Raw genomic sequence first — 16945 nt, 5'->3', positions numbered from 1 at the left:
CGCCGTCTCCCCCTCGGTTCTTTTGCCGCGATCTCGTTATATCGGATCGAAGGAGGTGGCACTTGCGACAAAGGTCGTAGTTCCCAAGTGTTTGCCGCAGCTTCTATAGGCGGAAGGCATTTCCCGCCTTTTGCGACATGAAGGATGCCGACTTGCCCGTACTTCCCGGTCACGCACTGTCGCCATTGCGCGCCGTCATCGTCATGGGGGTGAGCGGCTGCGGCAAATCCACGTTGGGCGCGCTGCTGTCGCAGGCGCTTGGCTACCCCTTCCTTGAAGGCGACGCGTATCATTCCCCCGAGGCCGTGGCGAAGATGCGGGGCGGCGAGGCCCTGACCGACGACGACCGCTGGCCCTGGCTCGACCGGCTGGGAAACGCCGCAGCGACAACCGCAGCCGATCATGGAGGCGCCGTAGTGGCGTGTTCGGCACTGCGCCTTGCCTACCGCGACCGTCTGCGCGACGCTGTAGGCGGAGGAGTTCGCTTCGTCTTTCTCGAGAACAGCCGTGAGCGGCTGCTGGCGCGGGTGGGCAACCGCCCGGGTCACTACATGCCTCCCAGCCTTCTCGACAGCCAGTTGGCCACGCTGGAGCGCCCCGTCGCAAGCGAAGCGGCGATTACCCTGACGACCGACGAGCCTCCCGAGGCCTTGCGCGACTTGGTGCTGCACTGGCTCGGGGACGAGTGACCCGGCTCAGGGCATCAGTCGGCGCCGTCCTTCCCACAAGTGCCATCGCATCGCCAGCGCCGCTCCTTCCGCATCCTGCGCGCGGATGGCGCGCACGATGACCTCGTGCTCGTGGAGCATCGTCGCGATCACTTCAGGAGGACGCGAGCGGGAGATGTCCACGCCGGCGCGCATGATCCTCTCGACGTCGGTCCAGAGCGCATCGAACGCCTGCAGGAAGGCGGGATTGCCCGTCGCCACCGCGATGCGCCGGTGCAGGTCCATGTCTTCGGCATGGGCAGGCGCGTTCGAGAGCAGGGCGTCGCGCAGAAGCTCCAGCCCTTCCTCCACGTAGGCCATCTCCTGCGGGGTGCGGCGCGTGGCGGCAAGCCGCGCCGCTTCCGCTTCGAGCACGAAGCGCACTTCGTAGCTGCCCAAAGTCGACGGCAGCTCGGATGCGGGAACGAACGCGGCCAGACGTTCGGAGGGGCGGCTCTTCACGAAGGACCCGGCACCGCGCCGGGCCTCGGTGATTCCATCGGAGGCCAGGCGGACCAGCGCCTCGCGCACGATCGCGCGCGACACGCCGAACATCTCCGCCAGTCTTGCTTCCGACGGCAGGCGTGCGCCCACTTCCAGATCGCGCGAATTTATGATCTCGACGATGCCTGCATAGGCATGGTCGGAAAGTCGCTCCTGGTTCATCGGCGCACCTTTCTGCCTGCCGGCCTCATCCGCATCCCCTTTGTTAGAAGATGGAACTGCCCGCAAGGACAAGCAGCAGGCCCACCACCGCGACAACCGTTTCCATGACCGACCAGGTGCGGAAAGTGCCCGGCATGTCGGTTCCGAGGTAGCTCTTGACCAGCCAGAAGCCCGGATCGTTGACGTGAGAGAAGAATAGCGAGCCCGCGCCGATTGCCAGGACCATCCATTCCGGTGCAACGCCGGATGTCGCGACGAGCCCCTGCATGACCCCCGCTGTCGTGATCGTCGCCACCGTGGCCGAGCCTGTGGCAAGCCGTATGCACACCGAAACGCCCCAGGCAAGCAGCAGGGGCGAGATCGCGCCGTCTCCAGCCAGACGCACCAGCAGATCGGAAAGGCCGGCCGTGACAAGCACCTGCTTGAGCGCTCCGCCTGCGCCGATCGCGAGGAGGATGCCGCCTGCGGGAGCCATGGCTTCGGTCCATATCGCGCCCTGAATGCCGCTGTCCCGCAGCCGGTGACCGAACAGCAGGGGAAGCGCTGCAAGGTTAGCGATGAGCAGCGCCACGACGGGATCGCTGACCCAGCCAAGCCACTGCATCGACCCGGCGAGAGCGGGCGGCATCAGCGAAACCGCCTGTCCCGCGGCGATCAGCACCACCGGGAGCAGCACTGCCGTCATGGCGCGGCCGACCGGAGGCGCGGCAACTTCGACAGTGACCGCGGCCAAGGGGGGCGGGCTGAGCCGCACTCCAGGGGCAGTGAAGCGTGCCAGCACCGGCCCGGCAATGATCGCGGTCGGGATACCGACGATGAGGCCATAGAACAGCGTAAGACCGAGGCTTGCGCCAAGTGCGTCGACCGCCAGCAGCGGGCCTGGATGCGGCGGCACCAGGGCATGGACCACCGAAAGACCGGCGAGCGCGGGCAGCATGAGGCGCAGCTTGGCGGTGTCGTCGTCCTGCCCGCTCGGCAGCGCGGCGGCCGCCGAAGCGACGATGGGCAACAGCAGCACCAGCCCGGTCTCGAAGAACAGCGGCAGTCCGATGAGCAGCGCCGTGAACAGGCTTGCCCAGGGCGCGCCGCGAACGCCGGAAAGACGCAGCGCAGCCCGCGCTATGCCTCCAGCGCCGTCGGAGAGTTGCAGCATCGCGCCGAGCCCCAGACCAAGCGCGACGACGAGCCCGGTACCGCCCAGGATGGTCCCCGCGCCTTTCTCCACCGCATCGGCCGTATCGGACAGCGGAATGCCGGCGAGGAGGCCGACCACGAAGGCCCCGCACAGAAGGCCGATGAAAGGGTGCAGGCGTCCCTTGACGATCAGAAAGATCGACAGGGCAATGCCGGCGATGGCGGACAGGACGAGCCGATAGTCCTCCGGCGTCATCGCGGACGGCACCCGGCTGGCTGCTGCCACGGAACACCCCGGCGTCGCGGGCATGTGCAACGAAATGACTCTGTCATTCGCTTCCTCTCCCTTCGGGACGATTCGTACCCTGACGGGCCGTTCGCCTTGAATCTGTTGGACAGGTTATAGCTGCGATAACAAGTTATTCTAGAGATTTTAGCACACGCATCTATTTTCCGCTTGAACCTGTCAGACTGATTCACTTATCAAGGCTGCAACAAACATCGGCGTCCAAGGCCGAAAGCCGCATCGCCGCTGCTGCATTGGGACATGTCGAGAGGGAGAGAGAGATGCACCTTGCTGCGGATCTGTATGCCGTTCCCGCCGCGCCGGAAAATTCGGAAAGCCCCCAGCTTACACCCACGCAGCTCAAGGTGCTTCGATGCGTCCGCTCGGGCTTGCTGAACAAGCAGATTGCTTTCGAACTCGGTATGGCTGAAGCCACCGTGAAGGTTCACATGACGGCACTGATGCGCAAGCTCAACGTTCGGAACCGAACGCAGGCGGCTATCGCTGCGGATCGGCTGGGGCGCCTGGCTTCGCTTTGAGACAACAGGATCGCCGGACATCCGGCTGGACGCAGGGGAGCAGGTAATGGCGGCAGGATCACGACGTGAAATCCTCGGCGGGCTCGGCGCCAGTCTGGCGCTTGCCGGGCTAGGCAGCGGACGGGCGGTGGGTGCCACCCGCAAGATCGGCTACGCGGTGGTAGGGCTGGGCTCCTACGCGACGCGCCAGATCATGCCGAACTTCGCGGGCTGCGAGCATTCCCGTCTCGTCGCCCTTGTGAGCGGCACCCCGGCCAAGCTCGAGCAGTACGGCGAGCAGTACGGGATCGCGAAAACGCATCGCTACAGTTACGCGGATTTCGACCGTATCCGCGACAACCCCGATATCGACGCGGTCTATATCGTGCTGCCGAACAGCCTCCACGCGGAATACTCGATCCGCGCCGCGCAGGCCGGCAAGCACGTGATGTGCGAGAAGCCGATGGCCACCTCGGTCGTCGAATGCGAAGCGATGATCGCCGCCTGCCGCAAGGCCGGCACCAAGCTGATGATCGGCTACCGTTCACGGTTCGAGCCTTACAACAAGCTGGCGATCGAGCTGGCGCGTGCAGGGCACGTGGGTCCCACCCGGCTCATCACGGCGGAGCACGGCTTTCCGATCCAGCCCGGGCAATGGCGGCTCGACAAACCCCTGTCCGGCGGCGGTTCGATGATGGACATCGGCATCTACAGCCTCAACGCCGCGCGCTATCTTACGGGCGAGGAGCCCGTCGAGGTCAGCGCAATAGAATCGACCGACCGGTCGGACCCCCGCTTCCGCACGGTAGAGGACCGGATCACCTTTGCGTTGCGCTTCCCTTCTGGGATCGAGGCGAACTGCATTTCAAGCTACAGTTCGGCCCACAACGGGTACCGCGTGATCGGCACCGAGGGTTCGATCGACATGGAGCCGGCCACGCCCTACGTCGGACAGGTGATGACCATCCGGAAGGGTGGACGGACCGAACCGCGGACTTTGCCTGCACCGCGCAAGAACCAGTTCGCCGGGCAGCTGGATCATCTGGCGGAGTGCATCCTCAATGGTAACCGGCCGATCGTTGCTGGCGAGGAAGGCCTTGCCGACATGCGCGTGATCGAAGCCATCTATCGCTCCGCTGCCGAACGCCGCCATGTGAGCCTGCGCGCGTGATCGGCCGCCGCGCGGTGCTCGCCGGGCTGTCCGCCGTGTCGTTGCTGGACATCGTTGCCGCAGGGGCGGAGCCCGCCGCCTTTCAGGGCGTGCGCCGCATCGACCCCGATCTCGACCGGATCGTTTCCGGCGATGCAGCCATAGAGGTGCTGGGTAGTGGGTACCGCTGGGCGGAGGGACCGGTCTGGTGGCCGGCAGAAGCCTGTCTGCTGTTCGGCGATCCCGCGAACAACGTGGTTCACCGCTGGAGCAGGAGCGCAGGTGTTTCCACCTTCCTTTCGCCGTCCGGCCATCCCGCTCCGGTTCCAGCAAGTATAACCGAGCCCGGGCTCAACGGCCTCGCCTTCGATGCCTCGGGCAACCTTGTGGCGGCGAACAGCGGTTCACGCGCGATCGTACGGATCGATCCGGCAACGCGCCGTCGCACCACTCTGGCCGACCGCTACGAGGGCAAGCGCTTCAACAGCCCCAATGATCTTTGCGTTTCGCGCACAGGCACGATCTACTTCTCGGACCCGACTTACGGACTGGCCGGAGGAGACGACTCGCCCCTGCGCGAACTGGATTGGTGCGGACTTTATGCGCTCTTGCCGAACGGGGATGTCGTGCTGCTGGACCGCAGCCATCGCCGGCCGAACGGGCTTGCGCTTTCGCCCGACGAACGCACCCTCTATCTGGCGCTATCGGACGAGAAGCAGCCCCAGGTCCTGGCCTATGCACTCGACAAGGATGGTCGACCCACAGACCGGCGCATGTTCCGTGACATGCAGCCGCAGTTCGACGCCAAGTTGCCCGGCTTGCCCGATGGCATCAAGGTCGCTCCATCGGGAGACGTCTTTGCCACGGGGCCGGGCGGTGTGCACGTCTGCAGTGCGGACGGGCGGCTGCTGGGGATCATCGCAACCGGCAAGCCGGTGTCGAACTGCGCTTTCGGCGGGGACGGGCGCCTGTACATGACCTCCTTCGACATCCTGGCCGCCGTGCCCCTTACCAACGGCTGACGCGCGCTGGCCTTCGCAGGCGCAGCGACTCACGATCGAACTGCTCCCCTTGGGTCTTCGTGAATCCGGCCAACCGGCCGCCTCAAGGCTGCCGCTGACCCAAGCGCAATCCGAAGACTGCGCCTCGCTGCAGAATGAGAGCGTTATCGCGCTCCATTTCACGTAGCCTCGGCACTTTCGTGAGGGCGCGGGAAAGTCCTTGGAATCACTGCGCCGCCGACGGGAACGCTGCGGTTTTTGGATGATAAGGATCGCAATCGCCTCGACCGGCCTTTAAAGCCTAGTCGCAGAAACATACCCGCAATCCAAAATGGTATCGCTCTCATAAAATGTTTGACCTACCCGGTAGGCTGGCTTAGTTGCCTAGTCCGACAAATAGTCGCGATAGCGACAGTCGGTCTGTGGGAGGGGTGGAAAGCAATGCCCTCCTGCATGCGTTCAGGAGGGGAACATGGTTAAAACTCGCTTCAATACGTGTTCGAGCATCATCGCTCTGTCCATGCTTTCGCTGGCCGGTATGCCCCAGGCGATCGCCCAGACGGCTGCGGGTGAGTCTGCCGCCGCCGAAGGCGATGCGATTGTCGTCACCGGCAGGCGCGCGGCACTGGAATCGGCAGAAAACCGCAAGAAGAACGCGGTCACGATCGTCGATTCGGTGGTGGCCGACGACGCCGGCAAGCTGCCCGACAACTCGATCACCGAAGTCCTGCAGCGCGTGCCGGGCGTCACCATCGTACGCTTCGCCGCGATCAACGATCCCGACCACTACTCGGTCGAAGGATCGGGCATCCAGATCCGCGGCCTCTCGGGCGTCGCATCGCGCCTGAACGGTCGTGAGATCTTCAGCGCCAACGCGGGTCGTTCGCTGCTCTGGGGCGATGTCACGCCCGAACTGATGCAGGCGGTGGATGTCTACAAGTCGTCCTCGGCAGACCAGATCGAAGGCGGCACCGGCGGTTCGGTTGACCTGCGCACCAAGCTTCCTTTCGACTACAGCGAAGGCCTGCATTTCGCCGGCAGCGGCGACCTCAGCTTCGGCGACCTTGCGCAGAAGACCGACTACTCACTTTCCGGCCTTGTCGCGGGCAAGTGGAACACCGGGATCGGCGATATCGGCTTCGTCTTCGATGCCGCATACAGCCAGCTCAGCTCGGTATCGCAGTTCGTGCGCATGGAGCCCATGTTCCGCACCCGGATCGAAGGCGACGACTACTTCATTCCCGGCGGCTATGCCTATGGCCAGGAAGATTTCCAGCGCAAGCGCAGCGGCATCTACGGTGCGGTGCAGTGGGCGCCCAGTCCCGACCTTACCTTCACCGGCATCTTCTTCCAGTCGCGCTATCGCAGCCGTTCGGACGAGTTCGGATCCTTCGTCACCTCGCAGGGGCTGGCCGTGGATCCGGGCGAAAGCACGTTCGACGAGTTCGGTGGCCTGATCTCCTCGCCCGCCGTGTTCCAGCGCGACAGCGCAACCTTCCTTCCCAGCGGCGCGCCGATCACCACCGGCGGCACCACGGGCGCGTGGCAGAGCCGCACGAAGACGCAAGACATCTCCGGTTCGGTCCGCTGGAATCCCGGCGCCGGTCCGCTGACGGTCGATGCCGCCTACCAGCACATCACCTCGTCTTCCAAGCAGCACCGCATGAACGTCTTCCGCACGGTCGACTTCCCCACCAGCTTCGGGCTCGATCTTAGCGGCAAGCTTCCCGCGATCAGTGTCGATCCGGCCTTCGTGCCCGAGCTGCTCGACCCGGCGAACTATTCCTGGCAGGCGGCCATGCCGCACGACGAGGACAACCGGGGCAAGCTGGATTCGGCCTCGCTCGACCTGACTTACGCGGTCGGCGAAGGCTTCCTCAAGTCGGTGAAGGTGGGTGGTCGCTGGGCCAAGCGCACCGAAACCGACTTGAACAACGGCTATGCCTGGGCCGCCTTGGGCCAGGTCTGGAACGGCTATCCGATCATTCCGTTTTCGGAAGGCCGACCGGGCGACTACGAACTCTACACGTTCAAGAACTTCTTCCACGGCGGCATCGCGCTGCCCGCGAGCCAATACTTCCCGGCGGCGGACTTCGCGCACAACGTGGGCGTGGACGAGATTCACGACATCTACGGCGGCGAGGCTGGACGCCCCGAAGGCTTCGTCCTGCCCAACGACCGGACCGACTACAGCACCAAGACGTTGGCGGGCTATGTCATGGCGAACTTCGGAACCGAGTGGGACAACTCGTCCATCACCGGCAACGTCGGCGCCCGTGTGGTCAACGTGAAGAACCAGAGCTCGGGCTACTTCCAGCAGAACACCTCGAGCTTCGTGCGCAATGGCGTGGTCTACACCCTCTCCAATGCCGCGCAGGTGCGCAGCGGCGGCGCGGAGTTCACGCGCGTTCTTCCGGCGGTAAACGTTACGTATTCGCCGATCGAGCCTGTGAAGATCCGCGCAGCCTACAACATCACCATGGACAACCAGTCGTTCAACTCGCTGCGCGCCTCTGGCAGCCTCGGTGTCCAGACGACTGGCAACGGCACGCCGCCCGACTTCGCGAACTATACGACCACGACTGGCGACCCCACGCTCAAGCCTACGATGTCGAACAACTTCGATCTGTCGGTTGAATGGTACCCGAGCGCCGGCACCAGCCTGCATCTGGCCGGTTTCTACAAGCGCATTACCGACTCGGTCGTGTTCGGCTCAACCCAGCGGACCGTGACTGTCACCTTCGCCGATGGAACGACCGAGCAGGCGCTGGCAACGACCAACGATGCGCGGACTGCCGACAAGGCGGCGACCGTCAAGGGTTTCGAGGTGGGCGGCCGCCTGTTCCTCGACCAGCTTCCCGGCTGGCTGTCTGGTATCGGATTCGAGGCCAACTATACCTTCCTTGACAGCAAGAACCCGGGCGACCTGTATTACGACATTGATGGCGTGGCGCACAACGACGTGCCGCTTCAGGGCCTGTCGAAGCATAACGTCAACCTGGCGTTCCTCTACGAGCACAACCCGTTCTCGTTGCGCGTAGCCTATAGCTGGCGCTCGAAGTATCTACAGTCCACGAACGCGAACGGTACGAACCAGAGCTACAACTTCTTCACAGCTCCTGACGTAAGCACGAATATTGCAACGAACCTGCCGATCTACGGCGCGGACTACGGCACTCTGGACGCAGGCATCACGGTTCGCGTGAACGACAACCTGAGCGTGCAGCTTCAGGGAACCAACATCCTGAACGCCACCCAGAAAACCTTGATGGGCGGTTATCCAGGTGGGCTGTATGGCCGCAGCTGGTTCCAGAGCGACCGTCGCTACCGCATGGGCGTGAACGTCACGTTCTGATCTTTCGAGAGAGGGTGGTCCATCCGGATCCGCCCTCTTTCGGCCGTGCGAAAGCCGCCATCGCACCAGCGACGGCGGCTTTCGTGCGTTCGGTCAGGCGGTGTGGATCCCGTGCCGGCGGGCATAGGCGTAGAACAGATCGGGCCACGCATGGCCGGGAACATCGGCGGGAAGGCGTGCGCCGAAGCCGTGCCCGCCCTTGTCGAACCCGTGGAACTCCACCGGCCGTCCGTGTTCCAGCATCGCGCCGTACATCGCCACGCTGTTGGCGATGGGGACCAGCCCGTCATCGCTTGCGGCTGCGAGGAAGACGGGCGGAGTGCCCTCGGCTACGCGGTTCTCGACCGAGGCGGCCTTGCGTTCCGCCATGCTGGAGTTCGGCCCGAGCAGGGCATCGCGCGATCCGGCATGAACGAAGGGCTGCGCCAGCGTCACCACCGGGTAGATCATCCCCACGAGGTCTGGCCGGGCGGAAGCCTGGTCCGCCGCGTCGACGGGCGAATAGACCCGTTCGTCGAAGCGGGTCGCGATGCTGCCCGCAAGATGCCCGCCGGCCGAGAAGCCGAGGACGGAAAGCCGCCGGGGATCGATGCCGAACTCTGCCGAGCGGGAGCGGATCACCCGGATGGCCCGCTGCGCATCCTGCAGCGGCACGCTTGCCCGTTTTGCCCATCCTTCGCCGGGCAAGCGATAATAGAGGATGAAGCAGGTCGCGCCGCGCTCGGTCAGCCAGCGTGCCTGCTCCTCGCCTTCGTTGTCGACCGACAGGAAGCCGTATCCGCCGCCCGGTATGATGAGCACGGCGGAGCCGTCCTGATACGCGGGACGCCGCACTTCGATCGTCGGGCTGGCGACGCCGGTGACCCACCGATCGTCGAAATCGGGGTTGCTCGAGCGCTGTTCCGCCGCGCGCACGGGCAGAATGGAAAGCGCGCCCGGCGGTGTCGCGGGCCAGAGTGGAACCGAAGGGCCTGCGTAGCGCATCGCGCGCGGCCCGGCGCGAGCAGGACTGGCAATGGTCGCCCCTGCGAGACCGGCCAGCGCGATGCCGCCCAGCAACGCCCTCCTGGAAGTGGTTGCCTCTTTCATGGTAATCCTTTCAGTTGTCCTCGCATGTGCGCTCGCGGCACGATGATTGCGCTATCGTGTTTAAACATGACCGTGCCTGAAGCGGAAGATTATTCCTGCCAACGGAGCATGAAGCTATTCCCCTTATGTGTTGGTAGCGTTATCGTGACGGAAGAATCCTGCGAGCTCCTGAACGGGGTGGTGCGCGGGACAGGATAGAAAAAGGGAAGGGGCCGTGGGTTTTCCAGGGGCGAGAAGCGCGTTTATCGCGGCGCTTGCGTTGAGCGGCGCGGCGATGCCCACGTTCGCATGGGCAGGCGAAAGCGGTGGTTCGGTCGCTTACGACTGGAGCAACGTGCGCGTCGGCGGCGGCGGCTTCGCGCCGGGTATCGTGTTCAGCACGGTGGAGCCCGGCCTTGCATACCTGCGCACCGACATGGGCGGCGCCTACCGGTGGCACGCGAGGGAGAAGCGGTGGCTGCCGCTGCAGGACGCCATGGCGGAAGGAAGCTACATGGGCGTCGAGAGCGTCGCGCCCGATCCGGTTGAGGCGGGAACAGTCTATCTGGCCGCCGGCATGGGGTCGCGTGCGCCGGCTGCCATCCTGCGCTCGACCGATTACGGCGCACACTGGTCCGTCATCCCGGTGCCTTTCGCCATGGGTGGCAATGAGGACGGGCGCGGACTGGGCGAAAGGCTGGCCGTGGACCCATCCGACAACCGGCGTCTGTTCTTCGGCTCCCGACACCAGGGCCTCTGGACGAGCGAGGACGCAGGCGTGAACTGGCGCAAGGTGGAAAGTTTTCCGCTTGGTGGGCTGGGTCTGCCAACCGCGCGCCGCCAGACGCACGGCGGCTTGTCGTTCGTGGTCTTCGATCCCCGGGTGAAAGGGCGCGTCTTCGTAGGCAATGCCGACTCCGGAGCGCACCATCTCTACCGTTCCGACGATGGCGGGCGCACCTGGAGCGCAGTGGCCGGTGGCCCGCCCGCCGATTTGCTTGCGGCCAAGGCGGCCCTCGGGCGCGACGGCATGCTCACTGTCACGCTGAACGACGGCATCGGACCCAACGGCATCCGGCGCGGCGCGGTGTGGCAGTTGGACACGGCACGCGGCACCTGGCGGGACGTGACGCCGCTGCAGGGGGCGAACCCTCCGCCGGGCGGCTACATGGGGGTCTCCGTCTCTGCCTCCGACCCGAAGATGATCGCGGTCAGCACGGTGGATCGGAGCCGGCCGGTGGATACCGTGTGGCTCAGCAGGGACGGCGGCGAGAGCTGGGACGAGCTGTGGCGCCGGTCCTCGCGCGACGTCTCGCAAACGCCCTTCCTTGATTTCGACGGCAAGGCTAACTTCGGGCACTGGATCGCCGGTCTTGCCATCGATCCTTTCGATCCCGGCCACGCCGCATACGTCACTGGCGCCACCGTCTATGGCACGAATGCGTTCGACCGGTCTGGCGGGATGCTCTGGAAGCCATGGACGAGCGGGATCGAGCAGACAGCGGTCATAACCTTCATCAGCCCTACGGGCGGAGCGCATCTCGTATCGGGGTTTGGCGACATCGGCGGTTTCCGACACGATGATTTCGCCGGGTCGCCCTCGCGCATTCACCTGCAGCCTTTCCTCACCAATACCAACACGCTGGACTATGCGGGCAAGTCGCCGCTGATCATGGTGCGGAGCGGGAACACGCACGCCCGTACGGTGCCGGATACCTCGCTGGCGTGGTCCAAAGATGGTGGCGGTTCGTGGACCGGGCTGCATGTGCCTGCCTGCGCGCCGCGCGTTGACGGGTCGCCTTGTCCCGAGGCTTCGGGCGACGCAGCGATCACGGTTTCCGCAGACGGTTCGACGTTCCTGGTCGAGACCGACGTGCCGCGTCTTTCGCGCGATCGAGGGGTGCACTGGCAGGTGGTGGAAGGCCTCCGTTCCCGAGTGCGGGTAACGGCGGACAAGGTCGATGCGCGGCGCTTCTACGCCGTGGACTTCGACCAGGGCCGGGTCGTTCGCAGCGACAATGGCGGAGCGAGTTTCCATGTCGCCGCAGGGCGCGGGTTGCCCGCTGACCTGACTTCCCTGCGTTCGGCCAACCGCGAGCATCCTGCGCCCATCACGGCCGAGCCGACGCGCGCCGGTGCCTTGTGGCTCAACATCGAGGGCCGCCTCTGGCACTCCACCGACTTTGGCGAAAGCTGGCGAGCGAGCAGCGATGCCATCGCGGTCGAGCGCTTCGGGCTGGGCAAAGGCGCTGCGGGGCAGGCCGAACCGGCCCTGTATGCGCTGGGCTCGGTGGCAGGCCTGCGTGCGATCTGGCGTTCGCTCGATGGCGGCGCGCGGTGGAAGCGCATCAACGACGACCAGCATCAATGGGGCCTGCGGATCCGCATGGTCTCGGGCGACCCACGCCTTTTCGGCCGGGTCTACGTGGCGACTGACGGACGCGGGCTTCTGGCCGGCGATCCGGCCAAGGGGGAATTATGAAGAAACTGACCAGGATCGCGCCGCTTGCTCTGGCGCTCGTGCTTTCAGCCACTGCGGTGAATGCAGCGGAAAAAGCAACGCCGCTGCCGCGCCTCGAGAGCCGCGACGGCCGCCATGCGCTGATCGTGGATGGCGCGCCGTTCATCATGCTTGCAGGGCAGGTCAACAATTCGAGCAACTACGCCGAGCCGCTCAAGGCCGCGTGGCCGGTGCTCGATGCGATGCACGCCAATACGATGGAGGTGCCGATCGCCTGGGAACAGGTGGAACCGGTGGAAGGCCGGTACGACTTCTCGTTCCTTCAGGAACTGCTCGACCAAGCGCGCGCCCACGACAAGCGGGTGGTGCTGCTGTGGTTCGGCACCTGGAAGAACACGAGCCCGGCCTACACTCCGGCGTGGGTCAAGCTGGACAACGCTCGCTTCCCGCGCATGAAGGACCAGCAGGGCAACGACCACGGGGTGCTGACGCCGCTGTCGAAAGTCACCATGGAAGCGGACCGCCGCGCCTTCGTAAAGGTCATGGAATACCTGCGCGATCATGACCGGCAGAACACCGTGATCATGGTCCAGCCCGAGAACGAGACCGGCTCATACCGCGTGCCGCGAGATTATTCGGCCGAGGGCAACCGCCTGTTCGCGCAGCAGATCCCGGCCACGCTGGCCCGCAAGACCGGCAAGTCCGGGACGTGGGAGCAGGCGTTCGGAAAGCAGGCGCCGCGCGCGTTCAACACCTGGTATGTGGCAAGCTTCGTCAATGCGCTCGCCGAGGCCGGAAAGGCGGTGAAGCCGCTGCCGATGTACGTCAATGCATCGTTGTCCGGGCCGTCCAACGTGCCTGACCCGACCGGCGTCGCCAGCGGCGGGCCGCAGTGGGACGTGCTCGACATCTGGAAGGCCGCCGCGCCCGCGATCGACTTCGCCGCGCCCGACATCTACGATCGCGACAGCGGCAATGTCATCCAGTATCTCGACAAGTACGCCCGCCCCGACAACGCGCTGATGGTGCCCGAGATCGGCAACGCGCGGGAGTTCGGACGCTTTTTCTGGCCCACCATCGGGCGCGGAGGCATCGGTTTCTCTCCCTTCGGCATGGATGACACCGGCTATTTCAACTACCCGCTCGGTGCCACGAGGCTCGACGAGAAGACGATCGCCGCCTTCGCGCTGCCGTATGCGACGGTCGGTTCGATCATGCGCGACTGGGCGCGGATCGCCTCCACCCGCCCGACGTGGGGCGCGGCCAAGCCCGACGATGGCAGCGACCAGTCGACTACGCTGGGCGACTGGAAGATCACCGCTAGCTGGGGGCAGTGGCAGTTCGGCATGAAGGACTGGACCTGGATCAAGGCCGATCCCACGCCCTGGGGTGCCGAGCCCGTGGGCGGCGTCGCCGTGGCGCAGCTTTCCGACAGCGAGTACCTCGTCATGGGCGATCATGTGCGCGTCAGTTTCTCCGCCGCGAACGGGCGCAGCGACGGCATGATCGTCTCGGTCGAGGAAGGCACGTTCAAGGACGGCAAGTGGATCATGTCGCGCGTCTGGAACGGCGACCAGACCGACTATGGCCTCAATCTCATCGATCGCCCGCAGGTGCTGAAGATCACCACCGGCTTCCACTCCGGCAAGCAGCGCTGAACGGACAGGGGAACAAAATACCATGAAAACACGTCATTTCGCTGTCCTTCTGGCCGGCACCGCCATCGCACTTGCCGCAAACCCGTCCTTCGCCGCGGATGCGCGGGTGAGCCGTATCGAGGGCGGGGTGTCCGTCGTGCCGTCGAGCGGGCCCTCCGACCGGGTGGACGTGACGCTGCACGGCGAAGGCATCTTCCACGTCGTCGCGCATCCGCGCGGCGCGGAGGTGCCTGCGCCGAACGCCAGCCTCATGGCTCCAAGTCCGCCGGCGCCGGCCAGCTATACGGTTAGCGAGACGAACGGGCACGTCACCGTCAAGGCTCCGCTTGCCACCGTCTATGTCGATCTTGCGACAGGGCAGGTGCGCTTTCTCGATGCGGCGGGCAAGCCTGTGCTGACGGAGAGCGGCGCGACCGTGTTCCAGGCCACCACCGCCGATGGCAAGCCCTATGTCACGGTATCGCAGCAGTTCAACCGCGGCACGAGCGAAGGGCTGTACGGCCTTGGCCAGCACCAGCAGGCGGTGATGGACTATAACGGCAAGGACGTCGAACTTGCCCAGCACAACATGGACATCGGCGTGCCCTTCGTCGTGTCCACCGCGAACTACGGGTTGCTCTGGGACAACGAAAGCATCACCCGCTTCGGCAATCCCGCACCCTACACGCTGGTGGGAGAACAGAGCGCGCTGAAGGTCAGCAGCGACGGCAAACCCGGGTTCACGGCGCAATACTTCCTCGACGGCAAGGAAGTGCTGAAACGCCAGGAAGCGTCCATCGACTATCAGTACATCGAGGATCAGGCGAAGTGGCCCGAAGCCGCCAAGGCCAGGACCGTTGCGGCCACAGGTGGGCAGAACACCGCAGGCAACGCGGTGCAGAAGCAGACGGTCGTGTGGACGGGCGAGCTTCAGCCCGATGCCAGTGGCGTGCACAAGTTCCAGCTCTACGGATCGAGCTACTACAAGGTCTATGCCGACGGGAAGCTGGTGCTGGATCGCTGGCGGCAGAACTGGAATCCTTGGTATGCCGACTTCGACCTGCCGATGACCTCGGGCAAGCCCGTGGCTCTTCGCATCGAGTGGGAGCCCAACGCCGGCTACATGGCCCTGCTGCACAGCAAGCCTTTGCCGGAAGCGGACCGTCATTCGGTGTGGTTCACCAGCGAAGTCGCACGCGGCAAGGACTACTGGTTCGTGGGCGGCAAGGACATGGACGGCGTGCTTGCCGGCTACCGACAGCTCACCGGCAAGTCCGAGATGATGCCCAAGTGGGTCTATGGCTTCTGGCAGTCGCGCCAGCGCTACGAGACGGCTGACCAGTTGACCGGCGTGGTCGACAGGTATCGGGAGCTTGGCTACCCGCTCGACAACATCGTTCTCGACTGGCGCTACTGGACCGACGATTCCTGGGGCAGCCACAAGTTCGACGCATCGCGCTTCCCCGATCCTAAGGCGATGGTGGACGCCGTCCATGCGGACAACGCCAACATCATGATCTCAGTGTGGCCCAAGTTCTATCCGACGACTGACACCTACAAGGAACTCGACGCCAAGGGGCTCGTCTACAAGGGCAACCTGAGGCAGGGCAACAAGGACTGGGTCGGGCCCGGCTACGCCAACACGTTCTACGATCCCTACTCTCCCGAAGGGCGGCGCATCTTCTGGCGCCAGGTGGAGGAACGCATCGGCGTCCTCGGCTTCGATGCCTGGTGGGCGGACGCGAGCGAGCCCGACATGCACTCCAACACCTCGATCCCCAAGCGCATCGATGCGATGGGGCCGACCGCGATCGGCCCAGCGGCGGAATTCTTCAACTCGTACCCGCTGATGAACGCCCGCGCGTTCTTCGATGGATGGCGTGCCTTCAAGCCGGACGTGCGGCCTTTCCTCCTCACCCGCTCCGGCTTCGGCGGCCTGCAGCGCTATGGCTCTGCCGTCTGGTCGGGCGACGTGGCGACGCGCTGGTTCGATCTCCACGCGCAAATATCGGCGGGCGTGAACACCGCGCTCTCGGGGCTTCCCAACTGGACTCACGACATCGGCGGCTTCTCGGTCGAGGATCGCTTCGCCAGCAAGACCCCGAAACCCGAGGACCTCGACGAATGGCGCGAGTTGAACCTGCGCTGGTTCCAGTTCGGCGCCTTCAGCCCGCTGTTCCGCAGTCATGGCGAGTACCCGCTGCGCGAAATCTACGAGATCGCGCCCGAGGGCTCCCCGATGCGGGCCTCGATGGTGTGGTACGACAAGCTGCGGTACCGCCTGATGCCTTACATCTACACCCTCGGCGCGGACACTTACCTGAAGGATGGCTCGATCATGCGCGGGCTCGTCATGGACTTCCCGGACGAGCCGAAGTCGCGCTCGGCGAATGACGAGTTCCTGTTCGGCAAGGCCTTCCTCGTCGCTCCGGTGGCGACCTACAAGGCGCGCGAGCGCTCGGTGTGGTTCCCGGGCAAGGGCGTGACCTGGTACGACTTCCATAGCGGCAAGACCTATGCGGGCGGCGCCAGCGCCACCGTCGCCGCACCTGCCGAGCAGATGCCGCTGTTCGTGCGCGCAGGCTCGATCGTGCCGATGGGCCCGGTCACGCAGTACGTGGACGAGAAGCCGGACGCTCCGCTGACGCTGGTGGTCTATACCGGTGCCGATGGCGCGTTCTCGCTCTACGAGGACGACGGCCGATCGATGCAGTACAAGTCGGGCGCGTGGAGCCGGATGCAGATCAGCTATGATGACCGGACCGGCACCGTCACTCTGGGCGCACGCGAAGGCAAGGGCTATGCCGGAATGCCGGCAAGCCGCACGGTGCGCGTCCGCTGGATCGCTGCCGGCGGCTCCGTGGCGCAGGAAGGGCCGGCCGATGCGGAAGTGACCTGGCAGGGCAAGCCGCTGCGCGTAAAGCGGCCCGGCAAGTGAGCGCCCTGCGACCGGGTCGGCGCG

At 65.2% G+C, this 16945-nt stretch carries 11 protein-coding genes; 8 read left to right on the top strand and 3 right to left on the bottom strand.

The features are described from left to right. Positions 1-203: 203 nt before the first annotated feature. Positions 204-689, top strand: coding sequence for a gluconokinase (locus GR702_RS16710; protein ID WP_160986971.1), 486 nt, complete (start codon positions 204-206; stop codon positions 687-689). Between the two features lie 6 nt (positions 690-695). Here the strand turns inward: GR702_RS16710 and GR702_RS16705 are convergent, their stop codons facing one another. Both GR702_RS16705 and GR702_RS16700 read right to left on the bottom strand, forming a co-directional pair. Beyond that, the gene (locus GR702_RS16705) at positions 696-1373 is read right to left on the bottom strand and encodes a FadR/GntR family transcriptional regulator (protein ID WP_160986925.1); all 678 of its coding nucleotides are present in this window, start codon (positions 1371-1373) and stop codon (positions 696-698) included. 43 nt (positions 1374-1416) lie between these two features. Next, entirely contained in the window at positions 1417-2763 is a 1347-nt protein-coding gene (locus tag GR702_RS16700) for a GntP family permease (protein ID WP_160986970.1), read from the bottom strand. A 311-nt stretch (positions 2764-3074) separates the two neighbouring features. On the opposite strand from GR702_RS16700, the gene GR702_RS16695 reads away from it, so the two are divergent. The 4 genes from GR702_RS16695 (at position 3075) to GR702_RS16680 (ending at position 8817) form a co-directional block, all read left to right on the top strand. Next, positions 3075-3332: a response regulator transcription factor gene (locus GR702_RS16695; protein ID WP_160986924.1), complete on the top strand. Its 258-nt coding sequence runs from the start codon at positions 3075-3077 to the stop codon at positions 3330-3332. 46 nt (positions 3333-3378) lie between these two features. Further along, positions 3379-4482 (top strand): Gfo/Idh/MocA family protein, encoded by a 1104-nt coding sequence (locus GR702_RS16690; RefSeq protein ID WP_160986923.1) that lies wholly within the window; start codon positions 3379-3381, stop codon positions 4480-4482. Further along, complete coding sequence (locus GR702_RS16685) at positions 4479-5483, top strand: SMP-30/gluconolactonase/LRE family protein (protein WP_160986922.1); 1005 nt, start codon at positions 4479-4481, stop codon at positions 5481-5483. The genes GR702_RS16690 and GR702_RS16685 overlap by 4 nt, the downstream gene beginning before the upstream one ends. 451 nt (positions 5484-5934) lie before the next feature. After that, positions 5935-8817, top strand: a complete 2883-nt coding sequence (locus GR702_RS16680) for a TonB-dependent receptor (protein WP_160986921.1) — start codon at positions 5935-5937, stop codon at positions 8815-8817. Between the two features lie 93 nt (positions 8818-8910). On the opposite strand, the gene GR702_RS16675 is transcribed toward GR702_RS16680, so the two are convergent. Next, positions 8911-9906 (bottom strand): alpha/beta hydrolase, encoded by a 996-nt coding sequence (locus tag GR702_RS16675; protein WP_202408333.1) that lies wholly within the window; start codon positions 9904-9906, stop codon positions 8911-8913. A 214-nt stretch (positions 9907-10120) separates the two neighbouring features. Between GR702_RS16675 and GR702_RS16670 the strand changes: the two genes are divergently transcribed. Genes GR702_RS16670 through GR702_RS16660 form a run of 3 tightly spaced genes read left to right on the top strand, consistent with a single transcriptional unit; the run spans position 10121 to position 16921 of the window. Beyond that, positions 10121-12367, top strand: coding sequence for a WD40/YVTN/BNR-like repeat-containing protein (locus GR702_RS16670; protein WP_237449766.1), 2247 nt, complete (start codon positions 10121-10123; stop codon positions 12365-12367). Further along, on the top strand, positions 12364-14004 hold the full coding sequence (locus GR702_RS16665) for a DUF5597 domain-containing protein (protein WP_160986920.1): 1641 nt from the start codon (positions 12364-12366) through the stop codon (positions 14002-14004). The genes GR702_RS16670 and GR702_RS16665 overlap by 4 nt, the downstream gene beginning before the upstream one ends. A 22-nt stretch (positions 14005-14026) precedes the next feature. Next, the gene (locus tag GR702_RS16660; protein ID WP_160986919.1) at positions 14027-16921 is read left to right on the top strand and encodes a glycoside hydrolase family 31 protein; all 2895 of its coding nucleotides are present in this window, start codon (positions 14027-14029) and stop codon (positions 16919-16921) included. Positions 16922-16945: the final 24 nt, after the last annotated feature.

Origin of the sequence: Novosphingobium silvae (assembly GCF_009856825.1) — a bacterium.
Lineage (GTDB): Bacteria > Pseudomonadota > Alphaproteobacteria > Sphingomonadales > Sphingomonadaceae > Novosphingobium > Novosphingobium silvae.
Note: the sequence above shows the minus strand (reverse complement) of the source record. Positions and strands in the feature narration are given on the sequence as shown.

Excerpts from the sequence above, each read along its gene's own strand:
- GR702_RS16710 (WP_160986971.1), top strand. The coding sequence starts at position 204 with ATGGGGGTGAGCGGCTGCGGCAAATCCACGTTGGGCGCGCTGCTGTCG.
- GR702_RS16705 (WP_160986925.1), bottom strand. The coding sequence starts at position 1,373 with ATGAACCAGGAGCGACTTTCCGACCATGCCTATGCAGGCATCGTCGAG.
- GR702_RS16700 (WP_160986970.1), bottom strand. The coding sequence starts at position 2,763 with ATGACGCCGGAGGACTATCGGCTCGTCCTGTCCGCCATCGCCGGCATT.
- GR702_RS16695 (WP_160986924.1), top strand. The coding sequence starts at position 3,075 with ATGCACCTTGCTGCGGATCTGTATGCCGTTCCCGCCGCGCCGGAAAAT.
- GR702_RS16690 (WP_160986923.1), top strand. The coding sequence starts at position 3,379 with ATGGCGGCAGGATCACGACGTGAAATCCTCGGCGGGCTCGGCGCCAGT.
- GR702_RS16680 (WP_160986921.1), top strand. The coding sequence starts at position 5,935 with ATGGTTAAAACTCGCTTCAATACGTGTTCGAGCATCATCGCTCTGTCC.
- GR702_RS16675 (WP_202408333.1), bottom strand. The coding sequence starts at position 9,906 with ATGAAAGAGGCAACCACTTCCAGGAGGGCGTTGCTGGGCGGCATCGCG.
- GR702_RS16665 (WP_160986920.1), top strand. The coding sequence starts at position 12,364 with ATGAAGAAACTGACCAGGATCGCGCCGCTTGCTCTGGCGCTCGTGCTT.
- GR702_RS16660 (WP_160986919.1), top strand. The coding sequence starts at position 14,027 with ATGAAAACACGTCATTTCGCTGTCCTTCTGGCCGGCACCGCCATCGCA.